Annotated in this window: 21 protein-coding genes; 9 read left to right on the forward strand and 12 right to left on the reverse strand. The window is 56.6% G+C overall.

Annotated features, from left to right (window positions below):
• From ABIE02_RS15990 to aaeX, 4 genes are all read right to left on the reverse strand, one after another.
• Positions 1–1,455: an NAD-dependent succinate-semialdehyde dehydrogenase gene (locus ABIE02_RS15990; RefSeq protein ID WP_032614549.1), complete on the reverse strand. Its 1,455-nt coding sequence runs from the start codon at positions 1,453–1,455 to the stop codon at positions 1–3.
• 86 nt (positions 1,456–1,541) lie between these two features.
• Positions 1,542–3,509: a p-hydroxybenzoic acid efflux pump subunit AaeB gene (gene aaeB / locus ABIE02_RS15995; RefSeq protein WP_032614551.1), complete on the reverse strand. Its 1,968-nt coding sequence runs from the start codon at positions 3,507–3,509 to the stop codon at positions 1,542–1,544.
• A gap of 5 nt (positions 3,510–3,514) precedes the next feature.
• A complete protein-coding gene (gene aaeA, locus ABIE02_RS16000; protein WP_032614642.1) occupies positions 3,515–4,447 on the reverse strand; it encodes a p-hydroxybenzoic acid efflux pump subunit AaeA in 933 nt (310 codons plus the stop codon).
• A 7-nt stretch (positions 4,448–4,454) separates the two neighbouring features.
• On the reverse strand, positions 4,455–4,658 hold the full coding sequence (aaeX, locus tag ABIE02_RS16005; RefSeq protein ID WP_032614553.1) for a p-hydroxybenzoic acid efflux pump operon protein AaeX: 204 nt from the start codon (positions 4,656–4,658) through the stop codon (positions 4,455–4,457).
• Positions 4,659–4,834: 176 nt separating this feature from the next.
• Between aaeX and aaeR the strand changes: the two genes are divergently transcribed.
• Positions 4,835–5,758: an HTH-type transcriptional activator AaeR gene (aaeR, locus tag ABIE02_RS16010; RefSeq protein ID WP_032614555.1), complete on the forward strand. Its 924-nt coding sequence runs from the start codon at positions 4,835–4,837 to the stop codon at positions 5,756–5,758.
• A gap of 45 nt (positions 5,759–5,803) precedes the next feature.
• On the opposite strand, the gene tldD is transcribed toward aaeR, so the two are convergent.
• From tldD to csrD, 8 genes are all read right to left on the reverse strand, one after another.
• Entirely contained in the window at positions 5,804–7,249 is a 1,446-nt protein-coding gene (gene tldD / locus ABIE02_RS16015) for a metalloprotease TldD (protein ID WP_032614557.1), read from the reverse strand.
• 86 nt (positions 7,250–7,335) lie between these two features.
• The gene (gene yhdP / locus ABIE02_RS16020) at positions 7,336–11,133 is read right to left on the reverse strand and encodes an AsmA2 domain-containing protein YhdP (protein WP_262658761.1); all 3,798 of its coding nucleotides are present in this window, start codon (positions 11,131–11,133) and stop codon (positions 7,336–7,338) included.
• 45 nt (positions 11,134–11,178) lie between these two features.
• Positions 11,179–12,648 carry a ribonuclease G gene (gene rng / locus ABIE02_RS16025; protein ID WP_077226299.1) on the reverse strand — a complete coding sequence of 490 codons (1,470 nt, stop codon included), beginning with the start codon at positions 12,646–12,648 and terminating at the stop codon, positions 11,179–11,181.
• Positions 12,638–13,231: a Maf family protein gene (locus ABIE02_RS16030; protein ID WP_059307091.1), complete on the reverse strand. Its 594-nt coding sequence runs from the start codon at positions 13,229–13,231 to the stop codon at positions 12,638–12,640. Before ABIE02_RS16030 ends, rng begins: the two co-directional genes overlap by 11 nt.
• A gap of 9 nt (positions 13,232–13,240) precedes the next feature.
• Entirely contained in the window at positions 13,241–13,729 is a 489-nt protein-coding gene (mreD, locus tag ABIE02_RS16035) for a rod shape-determining protein MreD (RefSeq protein ID WP_032614566.1), read from the reverse strand.
• Entirely contained in the window at positions 13,729–14,745 is a 1,017-nt protein-coding gene (mreC, locus tag ABIE02_RS16040; RefSeq protein ID WP_032614569.1) for a rod shape-determining protein MreC, read from the reverse strand. The genes mreD and mreC overlap by 1 nt, the downstream gene beginning before the upstream one ends.
• A 62-nt stretch (positions 14,746–14,807) precedes the next feature.
• Positions 14,808–15,851, reverse strand: a complete 1,044-nt coding sequence (mreB, locus tag ABIE02_RS16045; RefSeq protein ID WP_000913396.1) for a rod shape-determining protein MreB — start codon at positions 15,849–15,851, stop codon at positions 14,808–14,810.
• A 279-nt stretch (positions 15,852–16,130) separates the two neighbouring features.
• Positions 16,131–18,071, reverse strand: coding sequence for an RNase E specificity factor CsrD (csrD, locus tag ABIE02_RS16050; protein WP_032614571.1), 1,941 nt, complete (start codon positions 18,069–18,071; stop codon positions 16,131–16,133).
• Positions 18,072–18,255: 184 nt separating this feature from the next.
• Here csrD and ABIE02_RS16055 point away from each other — a divergent pair, with 184 nt between their 5' ends.
• The 8 genes from ABIE02_RS16055 to panF all read left to right on the forward strand — a co-directional run bounded on the left by ABIE02_RS16055 (position 18,256) and on the right by panF (position 25,242).
• On the forward strand, positions 18,256–19,230 hold the full coding sequence (locus ABIE02_RS16055; protein WP_032614573.1) for an MDR family oxidoreductase: 975 nt from the start codon (positions 18,256–18,258) through the stop codon (positions 19,228–19,230).
• Positions 19,231–19,307: 77 nt separating this feature from the next.
• Positions 19,308–20,309 (forward strand): protein-methionine-sulfoxide reductase catalytic subunit MsrP, encoded by a 1,002-nt coding sequence (gene msrP / locus ABIE02_RS16060; protein ID WP_032614575.1) that lies wholly within the window; start codon positions 19,308–19,310, stop codon positions 20,307–20,309.
• A complete protein-coding gene (msrQ, locus tag ABIE02_RS16065; RefSeq protein ID WP_032614577.1) occupies positions 20,310–20,909 on the forward strand; it encodes a protein-methionine-sulfoxide reductase heme-binding subunit MsrQ in 600 nt (199 codons plus the stop codon).
• A gap of 233 nt (positions 20,910–21,142) precedes the next feature.
• Entirely contained in the window at positions 21,143–21,595 is a 453-nt protein-coding gene (gene aroQ, locus ABIE02_RS16070) for a type II 3-dehydroquinate dehydratase (protein ID WP_032614579.1), read from the forward strand.
• Positions 21,596–21,617: 22 nt separating this feature from the next.
• Complete coding sequence (gene accB, locus ABIE02_RS16075; RefSeq protein ID WP_032614580.1) at positions 21,618–22,088, forward strand: acetyl-CoA carboxylase biotin carboxyl carrier protein; 471 nt, start codon at positions 21,618–21,620, stop codon at positions 22,086–22,088.
• 10 nt (positions 22,089–22,098) lie between these two features.
• Entirely contained in the window at positions 22,099–23,448 is a 1,350-nt protein-coding gene (gene accC / locus ABIE02_RS16080; protein WP_032614582.1) for an acetyl-CoA carboxylase biotin carboxylase subunit, read from the forward strand.
• A gap of 107 nt (positions 23,449–23,555) precedes the next feature.
• Positions 23,556–23,801 carry a YhdT family protein gene (locus ABIE02_RS16085; RefSeq protein WP_032614584.1) on the forward strand — a complete coding sequence of 82 codons (246 nt, stop codon included), beginning with the start codon at positions 23,556–23,558 and terminating at the stop codon, positions 23,799–23,801.
• The gene (gene panF / locus ABIE02_RS16090; protein WP_077226297.1) at positions 23,791–25,242 is read left to right on the forward strand and encodes a sodium/pantothenate symporter; all 1,452 of its coding nucleotides are present in this window, start codon (positions 23,791–23,793) and stop codon (positions 25,240–25,242) included. Before ABIE02_RS16085 ends, panF begins: the two co-directional genes overlap by 11 nt.
• Positions 25,243–25,248: the final 6 nt, after the last annotated feature.

The following is a 25,248-nucleotide window of genomic DNA, read 5'->3' on the forward strand; positions in this document are numbered from 1 at the left end:
TTATAATCCCCCGATATGCAGGGTTTTCACTTCCAGGAACTCCTCCAGTCCCAGTACAGACCCTTCACGACCCAGCCCCGACTCTTTCACTCCGCCAAATGGACCCAGTTCAGTGGAGACCGCGCATTCGTTAATTCCGATCATTCCGCTCTCAATAGCCTGCGAGACGCGGAACACCCGCTGCAGATTCTGGGTGTAGAAATAGGCAGCCAGACCGAACGGCGTATTGTTGGCGCGCTGAATCACCTCCTCTTCTGAGGTAAAACGGAAGCAGGCCGCAACAGGCCCAAAGGTCTCTTCGCTGGCCAGCGCCATCCCTTCATGGCAGTCGCCCAGCACCGTCGGCTGCCAGAAGTTGCCCCCCAGATCGTGCGCTTTGCCGCCTGCCAGAATTGTTGCCCCTTTGGCGACGGCGTCCTCGACATGCTCGCGCACTTTTTTCACTGCGGCAGGCTCAATCAGCGGCCCGACAACGGTGCCCTCCTCCAGACCGTTACCCACTTTTAAGTCGTTCACGGCAGCGGCGAGCTGGCTGACAAAGGCGTCATACACCGACTCCTGAATATAGAAGCGGTTAACGCTGACGCAGACCTGGCCGGCGTTGCGGAATTTATTGGCGATGGCCCCTTTCACCGCGGCATCAATATCGGCATCCTCAAAGACGATATAAGGCGCATTACCGCCCAGCTCCATCGAGACTTTTTTCATGGTCTCGGCGGCATTGCGTACCAGCGTTTTTCCTACCGCCGTCGAGCCGGTAAAGGAGATTTTTCGCACCTCATGGCTGGCCATGATCGCATCGCTTATCTGAGAGGTATTGCCTGCGACCGCGTTGAGTACGCCGTCCGGGACGCCCGCCTTTTTGGCGAGGGTAAGTAATGCAAAGGCGCTGAGCGGCGTGTTGTTGGCCGGTTTGATCACCCCGGTACAGCCTGCGGCCAGCGCCGGGCCGAGCTTGCGGGTCAGCATCGCCATCGGGAAATTCCACGGTGTGATTGCCGCCACCACGCCAACCGGTTCGCGGGTGGCCAGAATGCGGGAGCCAGGTTTAACCGGAGGAATGATTTCACCGTTAGCGCGTTTGGCCTGCTCGGCGAACCACTGTATAAAGCTGGCCGCGTACTCCACCTCGCCTTCCGCCTCTTTCAGCGGCTTGCCCTGCTCGGTGGTCATCAGTTGTCCAAGCCACTGCTTGTTCTCAATGATTAATTCATACCAGCGATAGAGGATGGCCGAGCGCTCTTTGGCGGTTTTCGCACGCCACGCCGGGAAAGCACGGCTGGCGGCGGCGATAGCCTCTTCGGTCTCTTTGGTGCCGGCTTTTGCTACTTTGGCGATCACCTCGCCGGTGGCCGGATTTACGACATCAAATGTGGTATCGAGCGTTTTCCATACACCATCGACCAAATATCCTGTCTGAAATAGCGCACTGTCCTGAAGAGCCTGGGTCGTCATGTATCCTCCCGTCCGGGTTTAAGTACTTGCCAGGATAAGTATAGTCACAAAAAAACCGACGCTTACGGCGTCGGTTTTCAGGAGGATCAGCTGTCGGTGAGCGCATTCTGGTAGCGATGCAGCATTCCCACCAGCCGCTGCACCGGTTCGGTCACCTGTCGCGGTGCCTCCCAGATGCGCAGTTTTTCCTGGTAGATGTCCAGCTCTGCCAGCAGCTGGGTAAAGTAACGTCGCCGCTTATCATCGCTGGAGGCCGAAATGACATGATCGGCGGTGCGTCGCAGCTGGCGGTGGAATGCAGAGAGATCGTCATTGACCGGCACCGGTGCATTGCGCAGGCGCTGATGGGCGATGATCAGGGTCAGCGCCAGCCGGAACTTCGCAATATCGCCCGGGAATTTGTTCAGCAGTAAAAACAGCTGCTGGTAGAGCGCGGGCAGATGATTCTCTTTACGCCGGGCGGTGTTGGTGGTCATCGCTGAAACAGCCGCGGAAACAAACTGGTTCAGCAGCACGCGTCCGGTGCGGGCCTGAGAGTTATCGCGCACCAGCAGAATGACCATCATCGCGAGGAAACAGCCAACAATCTGCCCCAGCGCGCTGTCGAGAAACTGGCTGAAGTGAAACGTCATCGGGTTGTCCAGCACCAGAATATTGATGGTGCTGGCCAGCGCCCCAAGCGAACCCAGACGTCGCTTCTGCACCTCTATACCAATAAAGAAGGCCATCACGGCAAGACTGATACAGAGCAACAGCATGCTTTGCTGGGTCGAGGGCAGAACCACCAGGAAATAGAAGGCGCCAAGCGGCAGTGCCGCCAGGGTTCCGTACAGAAAATCGAGCGCCACCATCCGCGGGTTAGGCAGACGCATGGCCAGCGAGGTGACCACAGCAATCATCACCATGGCACCGCTGCCGGAAGTCCAGCCGGTCCACAGCCAGAACAGCGTCCCCAGCATACAGGCGAGCGTGGTGCGCCAGAAGTTGACCATCGCATGGTGACGTTCTGCCGATTCGGCTTTGACCACCACCTCGCCCTGCAGCACCTCCTCTTCGGTGGCGCTGATTTTGGTATTGCCGATCACACCACGTTTGAGCAGCAGATAACGCGTCGCCGCGCCAACCCAGGTATAGATCGTCACCGGAGTGTCGCGTTCACCGGTCCAGGCGATGACACGCCGCATACGTTTGAGCTGTTTATGCACATCCTGAACGGTGGCGACGGGGGTAGCAAACTGTTCCCGGAAAGTCTCCGTGATCGCCTCGGGACGCGTGTTCTGGATAAGATAAGTTTCGCAGGCCTGGGTGATCAGGGTTAAGGAGACGGTATTGATCGCCTTCAGACGGCGATTCGCCCGCGACCAGCGCGACGACTCCATATTGAGGTTGCTGCGCATCCCTTCCAGCGCGGTGGTACGACGCACCAGCGCGCTCCAGGCGTTATCAACCTCTTCACTGTCGCCATGCTTAATGCACAGTTGCATCAGCTGATACTGGGCGACGATCAGCGCGTCCAGCTCGCGATCCACCTCCTGCTTAATGGAGCGTGGGGAGAAGAGCAGATCCGCCACGATCGCACAGACGATCCCCATGACAATCTCACTGCAGCGCTCCACGGCAAACTGTGGCGTCAGCAGCGGGTTGGCCTCGATGGTGATAATAATGATCAGCGCCGTATAGCCAGAAAGCCCCCAGGCATAGGAGTTTTCCACCCGCACCAGGGAGGAGATCCAGGTGCAGAAACCGGCCCAGATACAACATACCATCAGCATCAGCAGCGGGGTACGGATCATCAGAATAACGATGGTCAGCGCGGCGATACAGCCGATAAAGGTGCCGACGATACGTAGCATCCCGCGATAGCGAATGGCACCTGAGTAAGGTTCACCCCCTGCTGCAAATGCCGGGCCTGCGGCGACAATCGCCGCGGTCAGCACCGCCCAGCGGGGTGTTTCCAGCTGAAAGTGAAAGCCGACGAACAGCGCCAGCACAATGGCGAAGGCCAGCTTAATCGCAAAGCGCAGGTGCTGGTTGGCGATGGAGAAGATGCCCATGGCGATTAACCAAACTCACGCAGGCGGTGGGCAATTTTGCGGAACAGCGAGTCATGGCTGGCATCCCGATCTTTCTCACCGGTGATCACCACGGTGGCGGTGGTCCCCGCAGGCCACAGGTTACCCTGCTGATCGTCTAGACGAATACGTACCGGCACGCGCTGCGCCAGACGCACCCACTCCAGATTGGAATCGACGGTGGCCATCCCTTTGCTGTCACGGGTGGCGCTGGAGTTGGTCACCCCTGCCGCCACGCTATCAACCGTCCCTTTCAGTACACGGTTACTGCCAAGCGGGGTGATCTCTACCCGATAGCCAGGACGGACGTTCTCCAGCTTAGTCTCTTCCATATAGGCGAGGACATAAAAAGAGTGCTGTTTGACCAGAGCCACGGCGGTTGAGCCACGGGTAATAAATTCGCCGGTGTAGACGTTGAGGTTGGTCACCCAGCCGTCAGACGGGGCGCGGATCACGGTACGCTCAAGATCGAGCTTCGCCAGATCGCGCGTGGCTTCGGCCTTCGCCATCTGATGCAGGACCGTTTGCAGCACGTTATTGGACTGGTCGATCTCCTCGCGGGACATCGCCTGAATCCCCAGCTTATTACGGCGCCCTGCCTCACGGCGTTTTTCCGCGGCCAGTGCCTGGTAGTAGGAGACATCCGCTTCCGCTTCTTCAAGAGCTTTCTGATAACGGGGCTGGTCAATGGTGAAGAGCACCTGATCCTTCTTCACCAGCTGGTTATCATGCACATTGACGGCAGTGATCAGTCCCGCCACATCCGGGGCGATCGCGACGATGTCGGCACTAAAGCGTGCGTCACGCGTCCATGGCGACTCAGTGTAGTAAACCCACGCGCGAAAAATAGCGATGAACGCGAGGATGACCAGCGCCACAGTAATGGCGGTACGGGAGATTTTTCTTGTTAGCGTTTTCACATCAACCTCAAACAAACAAGCGCGATACCAGATAGAACAGGCAGCAATACAGCGCAGAATTGAACAATGCAGGGTGCCAGACGAAATCATAGATTCCGGTCGGAGCCAGCACCTTTCGCACCAGCCAAAAAATCGCCAGTGATAAAAGAAGTTCGAAGAATATCGGTGGGAACGACAATCCGAACACCACGATAACGGGAAACAGACTCATGTTGACCTTGATTAGTGCGAGCAGGCGAAAGAATTATTCAGCATACGGCACCGCAGAAGGGGCAAGAGAAGCCGGGCGGCGTGGCGTAGCTATAATGTATAAATAATATATTAGCGTAACTGTTATGCTGTTATCTATCATATGTGATCTAAATCACTTTTAAGCCAGAGTGAACAATGGAACGTCTAAAACGAATGTCAGTTTTTGCCAAAGTCGTTGAGCTGGGTTCTTTTACCGCCGCGGCCAGGCAACTGCAGATGAGCGTCTCGTCAATCAGTCAGACCGTCGCCAAACTGGAAGATGACCTCCAGGTAAAGCTCCTCAACCGCAGCACCCGCAGCCTCGGCCTGACCGAAGCAGGCAAAATTTATTATCAGGGCTGTCGGCGAATGCTGTATGAGGCCCAGGCGGTGCATGAGCAACTCTACGCCTTTAATAACACCCCCATCGGCACCCTGCGTATCGGCTGCTCTTCAACTATGGCACAAAATGTCCTGGCCGAAATGACCGCCGAGATGTTGCAGGAGTATCCGGGTCTGACGGTTAATCTGGTCACCGGCATTCCCGCCCCGGATCTGATTGCCGATGGGCTGGATGTGGTGATTCGCGTCGGGGCGTTGCAGGACTCCAGCCTCTTCTCCCGCCGTCTGGGCAGTATGCCGATGGTGGTGTGCGCGGCGAAAAAGTATCTCGCCAGAGCGGGGATCCCGGAGAAACCGGCCGATCTCAGCAATCACGCCTGGCTGGAGTACAGCGTACGCCCGGATAATGAATTTGAACTGGTCGCGCCGGAAGGGTTATCCACCAAATTGCTGCCGCAGGGGCGTTTTGTCACCAACGATCCGATGACCATCTCCCGCTGGCTGGTGGCCGGGGCCGGGATCGCCTACGTTCCGCTGATGTGGGTGATCAATGAGATCAACAGCGGTGAGCTGGAGATCCTCTTCCCACGCTATCAATCGGATCCACGTCCGGTGTATGCGGTCTATACCGAAAAGGACAAGCTGCCGCTGAAGGTGCAGGTGTGCATTAACTATCTGACCGATTATTTCGTGCAGGTGGCGGCGCTGTTTCAGGAGATGCGGGCAAGGAAGGAGTAGTCTGTTGCCCTCTCCCACAGGGAGAGGGCATGTCGAAAGGAGAAATTACGCGGTACCGCCAACGGTCAGGTTATCTACCTTCAGGGTCGGCTGACCCACGCCCACTGGCAGGCTCTGGCCTTCTTTACCGCAGACACCCACGCCGTTATCCAGCTTCAGATCGTTACCGACCATGGAGATCTGCTGCATCGCTTCGATGCCGGAACCGATTAAGGTCGCGCCTTTCACCGCTTTGGTTACTTTGCCTTTCTCGATCAGATAAGCTTCTGAGGTGGAGAAGACAAATTTGCCCGAGGTGATATCCACCTGGCCGCCGCCGAAGTTCGGGGCGTAGATACCATACTCCACCGACTCGATGATCTCCTGCGGCGTGGATTTACCCGCCAGCATATAGGTGTTGGTCATACGCGGCATCGGCAGGTGCGCGTAGGATTCGCGACGGCCGTTACCGGTTGGGGCCACACCCATCAGGCGCGCATTCAGTTTGTCCTGCATATAGCCTTTCAGGATGCCGTTCTCGATCAGCACGTTGTACTGACCCGGCGTCCCTTCATCGTCGATAGAAATGGAGCCACGACGATCGGTCATGGTGCCATCATCCACCACGGTGCAGAGTTCAGAGGCGACCAGCTCACCCATGTGACCGCTGAATACGGAGGTGCCGCGACGGTTGAAGTCGCCTTCCAGACCGTGACCTACCGCTTCGTGCAGCAGTACGCCAGGCCAGCCCGCGCCCAGTACCACTGGCAGGGTGCCCGCAGGTGCCGCCACGGCAGAGAGGTTAACCAGCGCCATCCGCACGGCCTCTTTTGCCCAGGCGTCGGCGCGCACTTCACCTTCGACCGGGTTAAGGAACCATTCGTAACCAAAACGACCGCCGCCGCCGCTGGAGCCGCGCTCGCGTTTGCCATCCTCTTCCACCAGCACGCTGACGGACAGACGCACCAGTGGACGTACATCGGCGGCCAGCGTGCCGTCCGTCGCCGCTACCAGAATCAGCTCATATACGCCGCTCAGGCTGGCGGAGACTTCCTGGACGCGCTTATCTTCCGCGCGGGCGACTTTATCCACCCGACGCAGGATATCCAGCTTCTCTTCACGGCTCATGCTTTGCAGCGGATCGACGCTGGTGTAGAGCGCAGTATGCTGTACTTCACCCAGGGTTTTCACCCGGCCGTCACCGCTGTCGCGCACGATGGTCCGTGCCGCCTGCGCGCTCTGCTCAAGCGCAGCCAGGCTAATCTGATCTGCATAGGCAAAACCGGTTTTTTCACCGCTGATGGCACGCACACCGACGCCCTGGTCGATGTTGTAAGAGCCATCTTTAATAATGCTGTCTTCTAAAACCCAGGATTCGTGATAGCTCGACTGAAAGTAGAGATCGCCGTAGTCGAGACGGCGTTCGGTCAGTTGACCAAGAATGGAGAACAGGTCCTGATGGCTCAGGCCGTTCGCTGCCAGCAAATGTTCACTTACCAGGTTCAGACTCATCGTTTTGCTACTCGTTCGTTGCCGTCCACAGGACGTATCTAAGATCTTATCTATTGAGAGTGAGGCAATTAATTGCCTGCGTCAAATCATTGCTGTGCATCTTTACGCGGCTGGCGCAGCACTTCATTAATCTGCGGCTTATCGACCGGGCCAGTGATGTGGTAACGCAGAATGGAGACTTTACTCCACAGCGGCCCCAGCACTTTACTGGCGGCAAACACCGCCGCGCCGACGATCGGGTTAACGGCAAAGGCCGCTGCCACGCCAACGGTGGCAGAAATTTCCGGTGCCACTACCGCTTCCATATCCAGCTCGCGGCGCACCAGATTGACGGAGCCTTTCATGGCGATATCCGCTTCCAGTCCATCCACCAGAGTATCATCAGTGTGCAACACCCCATCTTTGATCCACGCGGTACTGCGAATCGAGTCGAAGTAGAACCCTTCGCTGAAGGTATCGTTGAAGTCGAAGCGCAGCTTACGCAGCAGGGCGTCGAAGCTGAGCAGACGCAGCAGTTGGCCCGCATGGCCGGTGCTCAGATCGGCTATTTCACCTTTGCCCAGCCGGGTCTTAAGGATGCCGTTCAGCGAGGCTTCGTCAGGCTTCCACGGCTGGTCGCGCCAGTGCAGATCGTAGTCGAGATCAAACGACGACCCGCGAATCGGAGTAGTGATACCGAAATAATTCGATGCCGCATCCAGCTTGTTGCCTTTGAGTTGCCCTTTCAGTGAGGTGCGCTGCTCCCCGGCACCGTTTACCCATTCACCGTTGGCGGTCAGGCGGCCGAAGCCGGTATCAATCAGCCCGCCCGCCAGAGTCAGGGTGTTGCCCTTGATGGTGAAATCACCATCGATACGACCATATTTCTGTCCCCATAACCAGCACTCGGCACAGCGCAGCTGTAAATCAGGCCAGCCGCTGAAATTGACCTGTGTGGTGCTGGCTAATGGCGAAACCGTGTTGCCTTTCCCGGTGGTGGCGGTGCCCGGGTTGTAATAGAGATAGCGGATCGCCGCCTGCCATGGCGCAGTGTCGCGCATCAGCAGGGTGGCGTTGATTTCCCGTCCCTGCGCCTCAACGCTTGAGCCGTTCAGGGTAGGCTGCGTGACAATGCTCAGGTTATTCCACTGCTGCCCACCCAGCGTCAGCGCGGGAGTGCGCACCGTGATGTGCTGCGGGAACTGCACTGAGTCATCCACATTTTCCCCAACGCCACGCTGGAACAGCGCTAACCACTCGGCACCGTCCATTGGCGGCAGGTTGAGTTCAACACCTGCCTGTTCCGGCAGCGGCGGCAGCGTGCGGCTGTCGGAGGTCCAGATGGCGCGATCGAGCGTCAGCCTGCGGTTCAGCAGCCAGCGGCTGTTAAAGTGGTTTTTGCCGCCCGCATTGCCCGTCAGGGTAAAGCTGTTGAGATCCCCGTCGACGTTCACTTTTACTGGCAGCGGTTCGCCCGCCGGTTTGTCCAGCGGAGATGGCAGATCGCTGCTGACGTTCTTCAGATCGCCGCTGAGATCGACCTTGTAATGGGCATCACCCCGATAAGGCAGCTCAATGGCGACCTTACCGTTCCACGGCAAGCGGCCACCCAGAGACTGACTGAGCGTTTTTGGCAGCACGTCCAACCGAGACGGCTGCCAACTGGCATCCAGATTGATCCCCACCTGATAGGCCTTCTCGCCCTCGGTGGTGGAGAAGTCGATATTCAGCGGCTGATTGAACCAGCTTGCCGTCAGCGGCCCGCTTTTCAGATCGCCATTGACGAAGCTGAACTGGCCGCTCAGATTGTTAATGGTGCTGTTCAGCGGCTTAATAAATAAGCTGTTATTTTTCAGCCTGACGTCGCCTTCGGCGGTGGTCATGGTACCGTCCAGCGGGATATCCAGATGTAAGCGAGCATTCACATCACCATCCAACTGGAGCTGCTTAAGGGTGGCACCCAGTGAATCATCCAGCGGCGTCTCGTCAAAGTACGGCCCAACGGCTTTTCCTGGCCCGTTGATATCGGCGTCGATCAGCAGTTTTTCTTTCGAATAGTCCGGGATCACCGCGGTCAGGTTACTGGCCTTCACCCCGCCCAGCGCGACGCCGTCGGTCTTCATCCATAACCCGTCATTGATAAAGTTAAGCTCAATATCGAGGTTTTTCAGGGCTGGCCAGTCAGGCTGGAAGGCATAGGTGGCGTTGCGTAACGGCACCAGAACCTGGAACTGACCTTCGTTGTGCTTGTAGGGGAAGAGGTGTGGGTTGCCACCATAGGCCAGGGTGGCGTTATCCGCCTGTCCGCCCTGAATAGCACCGCTCAGGTAATCCACCAGCGCTTTGCCCATCAGGTTTTCAGGAAAATAGCGCCAGGCCTGCGACCCGTCGTCGGTGCTTATGCCCGCCAGGATCCCCAGCCAGGGTTCATCACCCGCCGGTTGCAGATAGCGGAAACCACCCCGGGCATGCACCGCTTTGGCTTTGACGTCGATGTTGCGTCCGTCGAGCTGGAATCCTTTCTCGTTTTTCAACCAGTGAAGGGTTGCCGTGCCTTTTTCTACCTCCAGCGGAGCGCGGAAGACGGTTTCGTAAGGCATTTTCGCATCATGGATGTGGGCCACCAGACGGCCATCTTCCACGCTGCCTTCCAGAGTGCCGCTGAAATGCTCGGCACCCGGCAGCAGTTCCCACTGCTTCCAGGCGAGATCGGTCCATGCGATGTTAAAGCGGGTTTTTTCCGTCGCCTGCAGTGGAATATCGAGGGCCAGAGCGTTAATCGCCCCAACCGGTTGGGTGGCCTGCCACACTTCGCCCAGCGAGGGGGAGAGCTTCGCCGCGATAGTTCGCAGCCCTTCAAGGCCCGACAGTTCCAGATTGCTGGCACGAATACGTAGCTCGTCGCTGCGTTTGTTGTTGGCACCGCCAACGTCCTGCGCCGGGATCCAGGCCAGCGACAACGCGCCGCGCGGCCACGCCTTATCGTCCATCGTAATACGGGTATCCGGGATGGCGAACTGCCAGCCCTCTTTCTCGCGGGTAACGTGCGCAGTCAGGTTATCAACCGAAAGCTGATGCTGGCGCGCCTTACCCGGCCAGCTGGCGCCCCCCTGCTTCAGCCAGATATCGCCGCTGGCGAACTCGCCGTTGGAGAGGGTCATCCACCCTTCAATGCTGAAACGCGCGGTTTCCAGCTGCATATTCTGCTGTAACCACTCACCCAGCCAGGGTTTGACGTCTACGTCATCGGCCTGCATCCACACTTTGCCGTTATTCAGCAGGCCATTGTCGTCACGTAGATCCATCCGCACCTGCATCACGCCATGCTGTCCGTTCAGGCTGGAGAGGCTGACCTGGCCTTCCGCCCGATGCCGATCTTTGCCGTTAAGCCAGGTAAGCTGAGGGATTGCCAGTTCGGCGCGCTGCCCGGAAAGCGTGATAAAGCTGATTTCGCTGTCGCGCAGATCGAAGTGATCGAACTGGCGCAGGAACAGATCGCTGATGCGGTTGGCCTCGAAGCCTTCACCCTGGTCGTCGCTGCGTAGCGGAGTGTTGGTCAGAAACTGCAGTTGATAGAAGGTCAGATCGCGAAACTGCCAGCGCAGGTGCAGCAGGCTTTGCCATACGTCCAGCGCCAGGGTGACGCGCTTGATGTTAAGGTGGCCGCCGTCCTTCAGCTGCGCCTTGATGTCGCGCACTTCCAGCGTCGGGCCGAAGTTCTGCCAGCTCGCATTGAGCTGGCTGGCCGCGACGGGCATGCCAGTCGCGGATTCGATTTTCGCCAGCAGCTCAGGGCGCCAGCTGTCCAGATGCGGCAATATGAGACGCAGCCCGCTTACGAGCAGCGCGACAATCACGATCAGCGTTGCCCCTGTAAGCAATAAAATCCCCGGCAATCGCCTCACGCGTCTCTCCTTGTCAGCCGTTCTTGTCTCGCAGCACCCTGCGGATTACATCATTACTACGTCAAACTGCTCCGGGTTATAGAGCGGCTCTATCTGCACTTTTACCTGTTTGCCGACAAAGATTTCCACTTCTGCCAGCGCGTGGGACTCTTCGCCCTTAAGGGCTTCCGCCACCGAAGGAGAAGCATAGACCAGGAAGCGGTCGGAGTCGTAGGCGTGATGGACGCGAACGATCTCACGCATGATCTCGTAACAGACCGTTTCTACCGTCTTTACCGTGCCGCGGCCATGACAGGTCGGGCACTCGCTGCACAGCACATGCTCCACGCTTTCGCGGGTGCGCTTGCGGGTCATTTCAACCAGGCCCAGCTGGGAGAAGCCATTGATGCTGGTTTTGACGCGATCTTTACTCAGCGCCTGCTCCAGGGAATGCAGCACGCGGCGGCGGTGGTCTTCGTTACTCATATCGATAAAGTCGATAATGATAATGCCACCCAGATTGCGCAGACGAAGCTGACGCGCAATGGCCTGCGTCGCTTCAATATTGGTATTGAAAATGGTGTCGTCCAGATTGCGATGGCCGACAAAGGCCCCGGTGTTGATATCCACGGTGGTCATCGCTTCGGTCTGATCGATAATCAGATAGCCGCCGGACTTAAGTTCGACCTTGCGCTCCAGCGCGCGCTGGATCTCGTTCTCGACGTCATAGAGATCAAAAATCGGCTGGCGCCCGGTGTAGTGCTCCAGCAGGCCCGGCATTTCCGGGATGTATTCGGCGGTAAATTCGAGCAGCGCATCGTAAGTCAGACGGGAGTCGACGCGAATGCGGTCAAGCTGGGCATCGGCGAAGTCGCGCAGGACGCGCTGGGCAAGCGCCAGCTCACCGTATAGCTGATAGCGGGTCTGGTTGCGTTTTTTACGCTCCATCACTTTTGTCCAGACACGTTTCAGGTAGGCGGCATCCGAGGCCAGATCGTCTTCGCTTATCCCCTCTGCGGCGGTGCGAATAATGAACCCGCCCTGCTCATCGCAGTACGCGCTCACGACTTTTTTCAGGCGTTCACGCTCGCTTTCGCTCTCGATACGCTGGGAGACGCCAACGTGCGATGCACCCGGCATAAAGACCAGATAACGGGAAGGTAAGGTAATGTCGGTAGTCAGGCGCGCACCTTTAGTGCCTAAGGGATCTTTCACCACCTGCACCATCAGATCCTGGCCCTGACGGACCAGCTCGGAGATATCACGAACGGTGAACTGTTTCTGCTCTTCACCCGCCACGCATTCGGTATGCGGCATGATATCTGAAGCATGTAAGAAGGCCGCTTTATCGAGGCCAATATCTACAAATGCCGCCTGCATACCCGGTAGTACACGACTGACACGACCTTTGTAGATATTGCCTACTATTCCGCGCCGCGCTTCACGCTCGATATGAATTTCCTGAAGAATTCCACCGTCGATATACGCCACACGGGTTTCCGAGGGCGTTACGTTTACCAACAATTCAGCCGTCATAATTATCCCTTCCCTCACGCAGTGAGTTAAAATTGCTCAGCAACTCATACGTTTCCACCAGCGGTAAGCCGACTACGGCGTGATAGCTGCCATTGATCTTCCTGACAAAGCAGCCACCTAACCCTTGAATACCGTATGCACCTGCTTTATCCATTGGTTCACCGCTGGCGATATAACCGGCGATATCCTCTTCGGTGAGTACTCTGAACGTCACATCGGTCACCACCAGGCAATCGAGCACCTGCTGGCGGTCTGCCAGCGCGACGGCGGTCATGACCTGATGCGTTTGGCCGGACAATTTGCTCAGCATCTTAAACGCATGCTCATCGTCGTGCGGTTTCTCGAGGACTTCACCGTTCAGGATCACGATGGTATCTGCCCCCAGCACCGGTAAATCACGCGGCACCTGCGCCACGCCAGCCAGCGCTTTCTCCCGTGCCAGACGGGAAACATACTGTTGTGCGCTTTCGCCCTCAGCACGTTTTTCTTCGATACCGGTCACGATACGTTCGAAGGCGACACCCAATTGGGTGAGCAGCTCCTGGCGACGGGGTGAACCGGAGGCAAGATATAGAGACGTCATAGAAACCTTTTATTGCACGGCAAATTGCTGGCGAACCTTACGCATCAGCAGGAACAACCACGGCCAGAGCACACCGTTTACTACACTACTCCAGAACACTTCCGGACGGAAAGAGACGTTGATCACTAAAAACTCTGCCCAGAAAACAATGATATCCGCGGCCATGGATAACAACATCACCACCAGCGCCTGTTGCCAGAGCGCCAGATTACGAAAGAGCTGGAATTTTAGAGCGACCAGGTATGCGATGATGCTCATGGACAGGGCGCGTACGCCAAGCGTTGAACCGCTAATCAGATCCAGTATGGCACCCATCACAAAACCTGTGCCCACATTTACGCGGTGCGGCAGAGCGAGGATCCAGTAGAGCAGAATAAGCAGCACCCAGTTTGGCCGGAAAACGAGAATGTCGTCCGGCCAGGGCATCACTTGCAGCAACAGCGCGATCAAAAACGAGAGCCAGATAACCCAGCGTCCCTGGCTACGATAGCTTGCCACTATTGCCCTCCCGGGGAGAGTTGCGGTGGCGGTGGCGCATCAGGCAGCGGCTGGGTCAGCCCGGTTGCCGGCGCAGGTACTGGCGCAGGCGGCCCCATTGAGTTTGGCGCAGGCAGAACCTGCGGCATCATCTGCATCAGACGTTCATTCGCAACGCGATGTACATCTTCCGGGGTCATCGGGTTGGTCCCGTTACGATCGGCACCCCACAACAGCAACAGATAGCGCAGACGCTGCAGACCTGCCGTTGGGCGTGCCTGAATCACGGTATAGGCGCGCTGAGTATCCAGCTTCACGGAGGAGACCACCCCAACCGGATAACCTTCCGGGAAGCGCCCGCCCAGACCCGACGTCACCAGCACATCGCCCACGCGAATATCGGTATTCGCAGGCAGATGTTCGAGCTGCAGATCGTCAGTACAGCCGTTACCGGCCGCAATCACGCGGATATCGTTACGCAGTACCTGGATCGGCAGCGCATGGGTGGCATCGCAAATCAGCAGCACACGGCTGGTGAGCTTGGCGACGGCGACCACCTGGCCGACAACGCCTTTATCGCTGATCACCGGCTGGCCTTCGTATACGCCATTGACGCTGCCCTTGTCGATCACCACCTGATCGCTGTACGGATCGTTAACGGTAGAGATCACCTGGGTCACCATCTTCTGCTCATCCTGACGCAGCGGGGAACCCAGCAGTTCACGCAGTCTGGCATTCTCCTGCTTGTACTGGCCCAGCATCAGTAGTTCGCTGTTTTTCAGCAGCAGTTCCTGGCGTAACGCGCGGTTTTCAAGTTCGAGTTGATCGCGTGAGGACAGGGTTTGCGAGACGCTGTCGAGTAGTTCACGGGGACCATTTGATACAAAGTAGAAAGGACTGACGGCGGTATCCATGTACGTTCGGATCTGGCTGAACGTACCGAGGCGGCTATCGGCAATAATGACACCAAGCGCTACTAACACCCCAAGGATCAGGCGAAACTGTAGCGACGGGCCACGGCTAAAAATTGGCTTCATAGGCTATGCGTACTCTCGCGTCAGAGAGAAAGGGTAGCCATCCGCTACCCTTTCACACCTGACTACTCTTCGCTGAACAAGTCGCCGCCGTGCATGTCGATCATCTCCAGCGCCTTGCCGCCGCCACGGGCTACGCAAGTCAGTGGATCTTCAGCAACTACGACAGGAATACCTGTCTCTTCCATCAACAGGCGGTCGAGGTTACGCAGCAGCGCACCACCACCGGTCAGAACCATACCGCGCTCGGAGATATCGGAAGCCAGTTCCGGCGGGCACTGCTCGAGGGCAACCATGACGGCGCTAACAATGCCGGTCAACGGCTCTTGCAGCGCTTCGAGGATTTCGTTGGAGTTCAGGGTAAAGCCACGTGGAACGCCTTCTGCCAGGTTACGGCCGCGCACTTCGATCTCGCGCACTTCGTCACCCGGGTAAGCAGAACCGATTTCGTGCTTAATACGCTCTGCGGTGGCTTCACCGATCAGAGAGCCGTAGTTACGGCGAACGTAATTGATGATGGCTTCGTCGAAGCGGTCACCACCGATACGTACGGAAGAGGAGTAAACCACACCGTTCAGAGAGATAACGGCCACTTCAGTGGTACCGCCACCGATATCCACCACCATGGAGCCGGTCGCTTCGGAAACCGGCAGGCCGGCACCAATAGCCGCAGCCATCGGCTCTTCAATCAGGAAGACTTCACGCGCACCAGCGCCCTGAGCGGATTCACGAATAGCACGACGCTCTACCTGGGTAGCGCCAACCGGCACACACACCAGAACACGCGGGCTTGGACGCATAAAGCTGTTGCTGTGCACCTGTTTGATAAAGTGCTGAAGCATTTTCTCGGTCACGAAGAAATCAGCGATAACGCCGTCTTTCATCGGTCGAATGGCAGCGATATTACCCGGCGTACGACCAAGCATCTGCTTAGCGTCATGGCCGACGGCCGCTACGCTTTTCGGTGAACCAGCACGATCCTGACGAATGGCCACAACTGAAGGCTCATTCAGTACGATGCCTTGTCCTTTTACATAAATGAGGGTATTCGCAGTACCCAGGTCAATGGACAGGTCATTGGAAAACATGCCACGAAATTTTTTCAACATACTAAGGGATAATCCTGAAAGCTGGGGCGGAAAACAAAATCCGCTTACTTTACCAACCACACGCAGCAGCGACAAGGCGCAAAAATCGCCTGCTACGGTGAAAATTTGTGCAGCACGTTTCCTTTGTTACAAATCGTCGCCTGACTCCCTCAGGTCAGAGAAAAAACAGCGTTCCTCACGTTCATTTGTAACCCGTTTAAGGTCGCTCACTGTCATTTTGCTCGTCATACATCACGCTACAGGCGCGATATTCTACGTGAAAACTCACCAAACGGCAGGTTAAACAGAGTATCTTTGCGAATATTTTTTCACATTGCTGTCAAGAGGCTGAGAGGCAGCAAAAAAATCGCCCTGACCCCCTGTAACTCCGCGCTCTGTCAACGTCCGCCATTCGGTTCGAGACCTCACACCTGTGGCAAAAACATGGGTTTGCGTTCCCTTGCAGGCTTCAACCAGACTCTGTACCAGCAGTTGGTTTTCCGTACGTTTTTCAATGTTCCTTACCAGCCCCGGATGCAGCTTCAACAGCTCTACCTCCAGCGCCTTGATCCAGCTGGTGCTGACCAGCGTCAAGCCCGCCTGCGTTACCGCCACACGCGCACCCAGCGCATTGATCAGCCGTACCACCGGCTGTAACCGACTGATGTGTTGACAAACATCCGCCTCTGCAAGTTCAAAAATAATCCGTTTACGCTGCGATTTTTCACATTGCATCAACACATCGCGCAGCCAGCGCTGGAAACGTGGGCGGATTAAAGACTCCACCGTCACCTGCAGCGCCAGGTGTTCTTCGGGCCAGAAGGATAAGAATGGCATCAATCGCGAAATTTGCTGGCGGTCGTACTCCTCCGACAGGCCAAACTGCAGCACCATCGGCAGATATTCCGCTGACACCACCTCTTCGTTGCCGTCAAAGATGCGGCAGAGCAGCTCCCGGTGATGGACCTGGCCATTTGCCAGCACCGCCGGTTTTTGATAAATCCGCGGTCCGCCGCGGGTAAGCATCTGTTCGATCAGAGTACGCCAGCGCACATTGCCGCGCCCTTTCTCTGGCAGGGAGTCATCATAAACCGCCCAGCTGTTAGCCCCCTGCAACACAGCATTGCGGGTGGCGGCTTCGGCGTGCTCCATCACCTGTTCGGTAGTCTGGCCGCCGCGCCAGGCGCAAATGCCAATATGCACCATGTCATCACGATCGAGCATTTTGCTGGGAGGCAGCGTATCCACCGACTTCAACAGCAGGCTGGCAATGCTCTCTGACTCTTTCAGGGTGCGATGCGGCAGCAGCACGGCGTAATCACTGCGGTGATAGCGCGCCAGCAGTGCGCCGGGATAGCGCATCATAAAGGTGGAGAGCATATTGATGAGCATAAACAGATGCTCCTCCGCCACTGCCCGTCCCCAGTTGTCTTTCAGTAGATCGAAGTCCGGCAGGCGAACAATCATCACCACCCCGTGCGACCCAACCTTTTCAGGATCTTCCAGGAGGGTAGCCAGCTGATTATCAAAGAAAAGACGATTATTAAGGCCCGTTTTGTTGTCCTGGGCGGCATAGGAGCGAATCAGCGTGTCCATCCGGCTGCGCTGGTCGCTGGCAAACTGAATTTCGGACAGCAGAACGTCCAGCGCACTGCTGGTGCGTGATGGCCATTCATAGACGGACCCGCGCACAGGGGCGCCACGTTCACCGTTAAGGATGCGCACCGAACGCGCCTCCAGTAACTCCTGCCCGGAGAGCTGGCGACGCAGCCAGCGCACTGCCAGAAAGATCAGCACGACCACGAAGATCACCGCTACCGTCAGCGGTGCGGTGGTCACCAACGAACGAAAATAACTGTTCATCGGGTCCAGATAGGCCAGACTTATGGTCATACCGGGGTTTTTAAGAGAAGGAACGGTCAGTTCGAGATTCTGGAGTGGCGCGCCGGCCGGTCGATAGCCTTTTAACCCGTTGTGGCTGAAAATGGTTTTCCCGCCCTGCTTAATCTCAACACGCGTGATTTCCACCGGTGCCATCAGCTCGTCCAGCTGATGGGAAAGTTCAGGAAAAGGTGTGCTGACAAGACGCGAATCAATGACCGACGCAACGGAGTGTACGCGGTTCGCCAGCTTCCCCTGGATCGCATTATAAAAACTGAGCGAGCAGCCGATCAGGGTGACAAAGATGGTCAAGCCAGTCAGCAAGGAGATGAAAGCGGAGAACTTCGTCGATAATCGCATCCTTGAGATTACTCCGTGAGTTGATGAGGATAGCAAGTGAGCGCTAACTTGCACTACGGCATCGGCATACTACCAAATCCGGTGTATCTGGCAATTTATTGCGTTAAATCGGCATTGCATATCAATGAGCGAGTATAGTCTTCAAAAAATTTTTTCCAATCATCATGCTGAGTAAGGAATTCGTATGCAGGCTTTGATCTTAGAACAGCAGGAAGGCAAAACACTTGCATCAGTGCAATCTATTGAGGAGAGCCGCCTGCCTGAGGGGGCCGTGACCGTTGATATCGACTGGTCCAGTCTGAATTATAAAGACGCGCTCGCCATTACGGGCACTGGCAAAATCATTCGTAATTTCCCAATGGTTCCAGGTATCGACTTTGCGGGCCGCGTACACGCCAGCGAAGATCCACGTTTCCATGCTGGCCAGCAGGTACTGCTGACCGGCTGGGGCGTGGGCGAAAACCACTGGGGCGGCCTGGCCGCGCAGGCACGCGTTAACGGCGACTGGCTGGTGCCTATGCCGAACGGACTCGATGGCCGTAAAGCAATGATCATCGGCACCGCTGGTTTTACCGCCATGCTGTGCGTAATGGCGCTGGAAGAAGCCGGTGTAACACCGCAATCCGGTGAGGTGGTGGTAACGGGTGCCAGCGGCGGCGTCGGCAGTACCGCTGTCGCCCTGCTGCACAAGCTGGGCTATCAGGTGGCGGCAGTTTCCGGGCGTGAAAGTACCCATGACTACCTGCGTAGCCTGGGTGCCAGCCGCATTCTGGGCCGCGATGAGTTCGCGGAGACCCGCCCGCTGGAGAAACAGATCTGGGCTGGTGCCGTCGATACCGTCGGGGATAAAGTGCTGGCGAAAGTGCTGGCGCAGATGAACTACGGCGGTTGCGTGGCGGCGTGTGGCCTGGCGGGCGGTTTTGCCCTCCCGACCACGGTGATGCCGTTTATTCTGCGCAATGTCCGTCTGCAGGGTGTCGATTCCGTGATGACCCCGCCAGCGCGCCGCGCCCAAGCCTGGGAACGACTGGTTCGCGATCTGCCCGCCTCCTTCTACACCCAAAGCGCCACCCAGATTAGCCTTGAGCAGGCGCCGGAATACGCCGCGAAGATCATCAATAACCAAATCCAGGGCCGTACGCTGGTGAAGCTGGCGTAATCTTCAAATTTTCGTGACATATTCGCTTTAACCCGGCTCCTCCGTCATGCTTAAAAAAACGCATGACGGAGGAAGCCATGAAAGTGAAACCCCTGACGGAAGCCGATATCACCGCGGAATCCGTTTTTATGCTTAAGCGACGCCAGATCCTGAAAATGCTGGGGATCGGTGCCGGTGCGCTGACGCTCTCCCCCCTCGCCCAGGCCGACCTGCTGGACTGGTTTAAGGGCAACGATCGCCCAAAAGCGCCTTCCGGGAAACCGCTTAACTTTACCCAACCCGCCCAGTGGCAGAGCACGCTTGCCAAAACCCCCGAAGAGAAAGTGACAGGCTATAACAACTTCTACGAGTTCGGCCTGGATAAAGCCGATCCTGCGGCCAACGCGGGCAGCCTGAAGACCGATCCCTGGACGCTGAAAATCGACGGCGAAGTGGCGAAACCTCTGACTCTCGATTACAACGATTTGACCACCCGCTTCCCGCTGGAGGAACGAATCTACCGCATGCGCTGCGTTGAGGCCTGGTCGATGGTGGTGCCGTGGATTGGTTTTCCGTTGCATAAGCTGCTGGCGATGGTGGAACCCACCAGCAACGCGAAGTATGTCGCCTTCCAGACCCTTTACGCCCCGGAGATCATGCCCGGCCAGAAAGACCGGTTTATTGGCGGTGGCCTGGATTACCCGTACGTAGAAGGATTGCGTATTGATGAAGCCATGCACCCGCTGACGCTGATGACCGTTGGTGTTTACGGCAAAGCCCTGCCGCCGCAAAACGGCGCGCCTATCCGCCTCACCGTGCCGTGGAAATATGGCTTTAAGGGCATTAAATCGATCGTCAGCATCAAGCTGACCCGTGAACGCCCGCCCACTACCTGGAACCTTGCGGCCCCGGATGAGTACGGTTTTTACGCCAACGTGAACCCGCACGTCGATCATCCCCGCTGGTCGCAGGCGAGCGAGCGGTTTATTGGCTCGGGCGGCGCACTGGACGTCAAACGCCAGCCTACGCTGCTATTTAACGGCTATGCTGACCAGGTCGCATCACTCTATCGCGGCCTCGACTTACGGGAGTTTTTCTAAGTGCGTCTGACGGCAAAACAGATTACCTGGCTGAAAGTCGCCCTGCATCTTGCGGGGCTGCTTCCATTTATATGGCTGTTCTGGGCCATCAACCACGGCGGCCTGAGTGCCGATCCGGCAAAAGATATTCAGCACTTCACCGGGCGCACCGCGCTGAAATTTTTACTGGCGACGCTGCTGGTTTCGCCGCTGGCGCGCTACGCAAAACAGCCTTTATTGATCCGTACCCGCCGCCTGCTTGGGCTATGGTGTTTTGCCTGGGCGACGCTGCATCTCACCAGCTATGCGTTCCTGGAGCTGGGCATTAACAATCTGGCCCTGCTGGGGAGCGAACTGATTACCCGGCCTTACTTAACCCTGGGGATTATCAGTTGGGTGATTTTACTGGCGTTGACCCTCACCTCCACCCAATACGCCCAGCGAAAACTGGGAAGGCGCTGGCAACTTCTGCATAATTTTGTCTATCTGGTCGCGATCCTCGCCCCTATCCACTACCTTTGGTCAGTGAAAATTCTCTCGCCGCAGCCGATCATCTATGCTGTGCTGGCCATAGTGCTTCTGGCATGGCGTTATAAGAAGTTTCGCCAGTGGTGGCGATAACGGACGAAAGTGGGCGAATCTCCACAGATCGCTCACCCTTCCTGAGTATTTATCCGAATGCTGTTGATAATCTTCCCTGATAAGACCAGTATTTAGCTGCCAAATGCTACGAAATCGTTATAATGTGCGACTTCGGTTTCCCCGACGGGTTTTTCATAGCCGGAAAGGGTGACAATCGCGCATCGAAGGTATATTTTGTTTTTTACCGGAGAATCGCAGGAGATAGCGGCACAATGGCTGACAAGTTTCACATCTTAGTTTTGAACGGACCGAACCTGAATATGCTCGGCACCCGTGAACCAGAGAAGTACGGCACGCTGACGTTGACCGATATTGTTAACCAATTGGGTAACGAAGCGGCGGCACTTAATGTGGAACTTGACCATTTTCAGTCAAACGCGGAGTACGCACTCATCGACCGCATTCATCAGGCTAAAGACACAACAGACTATATCCTGATTAATCCGGCCGCGTTTACGCACACCAGTGTTGCTATTCGCGACGCGCTGCTGGCCGTGAGTATCCCGTTTATCGAGATCCACCTCAGCAACGTGCATGCGCGGGAACCGTTCCGCCACCACTCCTACCTGTCGGATATCGCCACTGGCGTCATCTGTGGACTGGGGGCTGACGGTTATTCATTCGCTTTACAGACAGCGGTAAAACGCCTGTCACAATCACACTAAACAAAGAGTACGGAACCCACTCATGGATATTCGTAAGATTAAAAAACTGATCGAGCTGGTTGAAGAATCAGGCATCTCCGAACTGGAAATTTCTGAAGGCGAAGAGTCTGTACGCATCAGCCGTGCCGCGCCAAACGCAGGCTTCCCGGTTATGCAACAAGCTTATGCTGCACCAATGATGCAGCAGCCAGCTCTGTCTAACGCTGTCGCTCCGGCGGCTGCTCCAGCAATGGAAGCGCCAGCAGCAGCGGAAATCAGTGGTCACATCGTACGTTCCCCAATGGTTGGTACTTTCTACCGCACCCCGAGCCCGGACGCTAAAGCGTTCATCGAAGTGGGCCAGAAAGTTAACGCGGGCGATACCCTGTGCATCGTTGAAGCCATGAAAATGATGAACCAGATCGAAGCTGACAAGTCAGGTACTGTGAAAGCGATTCTGGTCGAAAGTGGTCAGCCGGTTGAATTTGACGAGCCGCTGGTCGTCATCGAGTAACGAGGCGAACATGCTGGATAAAATTGTTATCGCCAACCGCGGCGAGATCGCACTGCGTATTCTTCGTGCCTGTAAAGAGCTGGGCATCAAGACTGTCGCTGTGCACTCAAGCGCGGACCGCGATCTGAAACACGTATTACTGGCGGATGAGACGGTCTGTATCGGCCCGGCTCCGTCCGTAAAAAGCTATCTGAATATCCCGGCTATCATCAGCGCCGCTGAGATCACTGGCGCGGTGGCCATTCACCCGGGTTATGGCTTCCTCTCTGAGAACGCCAACTTTGCTGAACAGGTAGAACGTTCTGGCTTTATCTTCATCGGCCCGAAAGCTGACACTATCCGCCTGATGGGCGACAAAGTGTCTGCGATCACCGCCATGAAGAAAGCCGGTGTTCCAACCGTTCCTGGCTCCGACGGCCCTCTGACCGACGACATGGATGCTAACCGTGCTCATGCGAAACGCATCGGCTACCCGGTTATCATCAAAGCGTCCGGCGGCGGCGGCGGTCGCGGTATGCGCGTTGTGCGCAGCGACACTGAACTGGCTCAATCCATCTCCATGACCAAAGCTGAAGCGAAAGCCGCTTTCAGTAACGACATGGTGTACATGGAAAAATACCTGGAAAACCCACGTCACATCGAAATTCAGGTGCTGGCTGACGGTCAGGGTAACGCTATCTATCTGGCAGAACGTGACTGCTCCATGCAGCGTCGTCACCAGAAAGTGGTCGAAGAAGCACCAGCACCGGGTATCACCCCGGAACTGCGTCGCTACATCGGCGAGCGTTGCGCGAAAGCCTGTGTCGATATCGGCTATCGCGGGGCGGGTACTTTTGAGTTCCTGTTCGAAAACGGCGAGTTCTACTTCATTGAAATGAACACCCGTATTCAGGTTGAACACCCGGTGACCGAAATGATTACCGGTGTTGACCTGATCAAAGAGCAGCTGCGTATCGCAGCGGGTCAACCGCTGTCCATCAAGCAGGATGAAGTTGTGGTTAAAGGCCATGCGGTGGAATGCCGTATCAACGCCGAAGACCCGAACACCTTCCTGCCAAGCCCGGGTAAAATCACGCGTTTCCACGCGCCGGGTGGCTTTGGTGTGCGCTGGGAGTCCCATATTTACGCCGGTTACACCGTACCGCCGTACTATGACTCCATGATCGGCAAGCTGATCTGCTACGGCGAATCCCGTGACGTGGCGATTGCCCGCATGAAGAACGCCCTGCAGGAGCTGATCATCGACGGCATCAAAACCAACGTTGATCTGCAGATGCGTATTATGAGCGACGAGAACTTCCAGCATGGTGGCACCAACATCCACTATCTGGAGAAGAAACTCGGTCTTCATGAAAAATAAGCATTTATAAGCAGCAAAAGGCCGGTTAATCCGGCCTTTATTATTTCTGGGGATTGCGAAGCCCCATAAGGTACAATCCCCGCTTTCTTTTCCACAAGGGACAAAAAATGGACAAACGTTTTGTTCAGGCCCACAAAGAAGCGCGCTGGGCGCTGTGGTTAACCCTTATCTATCTCGCCGCATGGTTAGTAACTGCTTACATACCTGATTCTGCCATTGGCATTACCGGTCTGCCGCACTGGTTTGAGATGGCCTGCCTGCTGCTCCCGCTGGTGTTTATTCTGCTCTGTTGGGCGATGGTGAAATTTATCTATCGCGATATTCCGCTGGAGGATGACGATAATGCAGCTTGAAGTGATCCTGCCGCTCGTCGCGTATCTGTTTGTTGTTTTTGGCCTGTCCGTTTATGCCATGCGCAAAAGGACGACGGGCACTTTCCTGAATGAATATTTCCTCGGCAGCCGCTCGATGGGTGGTATTGTGCTGGCGATGACCCTGACCGCCACCTATATCAGCGCCAGCTCCTTTATTGGCGGCCCGGGTGCGGCCTATAAATACGGACTGGGCTGGGTGCTGCTGGCGATGATCCAGCTTCCTGCCATCTGGCTCTCGCTGGGTATTCTGGGGAAAAAATTTGCGATTCTCGCGCGCCGCTACAACGCCGTAACGCTTAACGACATGCTGTTTGCCCGCTATCAGAGCCGCCTGCTGGTCTGGCTGGCCAGCCTGAGCCTGCTGGTGGCCTTTATCGGCGCCATGACCGTGCAGTTTATTGGTGGCGCGCGCCTGCTTGAAACCGCCGCCGGGATCCCTTACGAAACCGGGTTGCTGATTTTTGGTATCAGTATTGCGCTCTACACCGCGTTTGGGGGATTCCGCGCCAGCGTGCTCAACGATACCATGCAGGGCATGGTGATGCTGATTGGCACCATTGTGCTGCTGGTGGGCGTGGTACACGCAGCGGGGGGACTAACCCATGCAGTGGAAACGCTGCAGACCATCGATCCGAAGCTGGTTTCGCCGCAGGGCGCGGAAGACATCCTCTCCCCCACCTTTATGACCTCCTTCTGGGTGCTGGTCTGCTTCGGGGTGATTGGCCTGCCGCATACGGCCGTGCGCTGCATCTCCTATAAGGACAGCAAGGCGGTGCACCGAGGGATTATCATCGGCACCATCGTCGTGGCAATCCTGATGCTCGGCATGCACCTTGCCGGGGCGCTGGGCCGGGCGGTGATCCCGGACTTAACCGTGCCGGACCTGGTGATCCCCACCCTGATGGTAAAAGTTCTGCCGCCGTTTGCTGCCGGGATCTTCCTTGCCGCGCCAATGGCTGCGATCATGTCGACAATTAACGCCCAACTGCTGCAAAGTTCCGCTACCATCATTAAAGATCTCTATCTCAATATGCGTCCTGAGCAGATGAACAATGAGCGACTGCTGAAACGGATGTCGGCAGTCATTACTCTGCTGTTAGGTGTATTGCTGCTGCTAGCTGCGTGGAAGCCACCTGAGATGATCATCTGGCTGAACCTGCTGGCCTTTGGCGGTCTGGAAGCGGTGTTCCTCTGGCCACTGGTGCTTGGCCTGTACTGGGAGCGCGCAAATGCGGCGGGCGCCCTGAGCGCGATGATCGTCGGAGGCGTGCTGTATGCCGTTCTCGCCACGTTTAAAATTCAGTATCTGGGCTTCCATCCGATTGTGCCTTCGTTACTGCTAAGTTTACTGGCGTTTGTCGTGGGAAACCGTTTCGGTCAATCCGCCCCGCAACCTGCCGTCATTTCTACTGATAAATAAAGAGTT

It is taken from the genome of Leclercia sp. 1548, assembly GCF_050435045.1.
In the GTDB taxonomy this organism is placed as follows: domain Bacteria; phylum Pseudomonadota; class Gammaproteobacteria; order Enterobacterales; family Enterobacteriaceae; genus Enterobacter; species Enterobacter adecarboxylatus.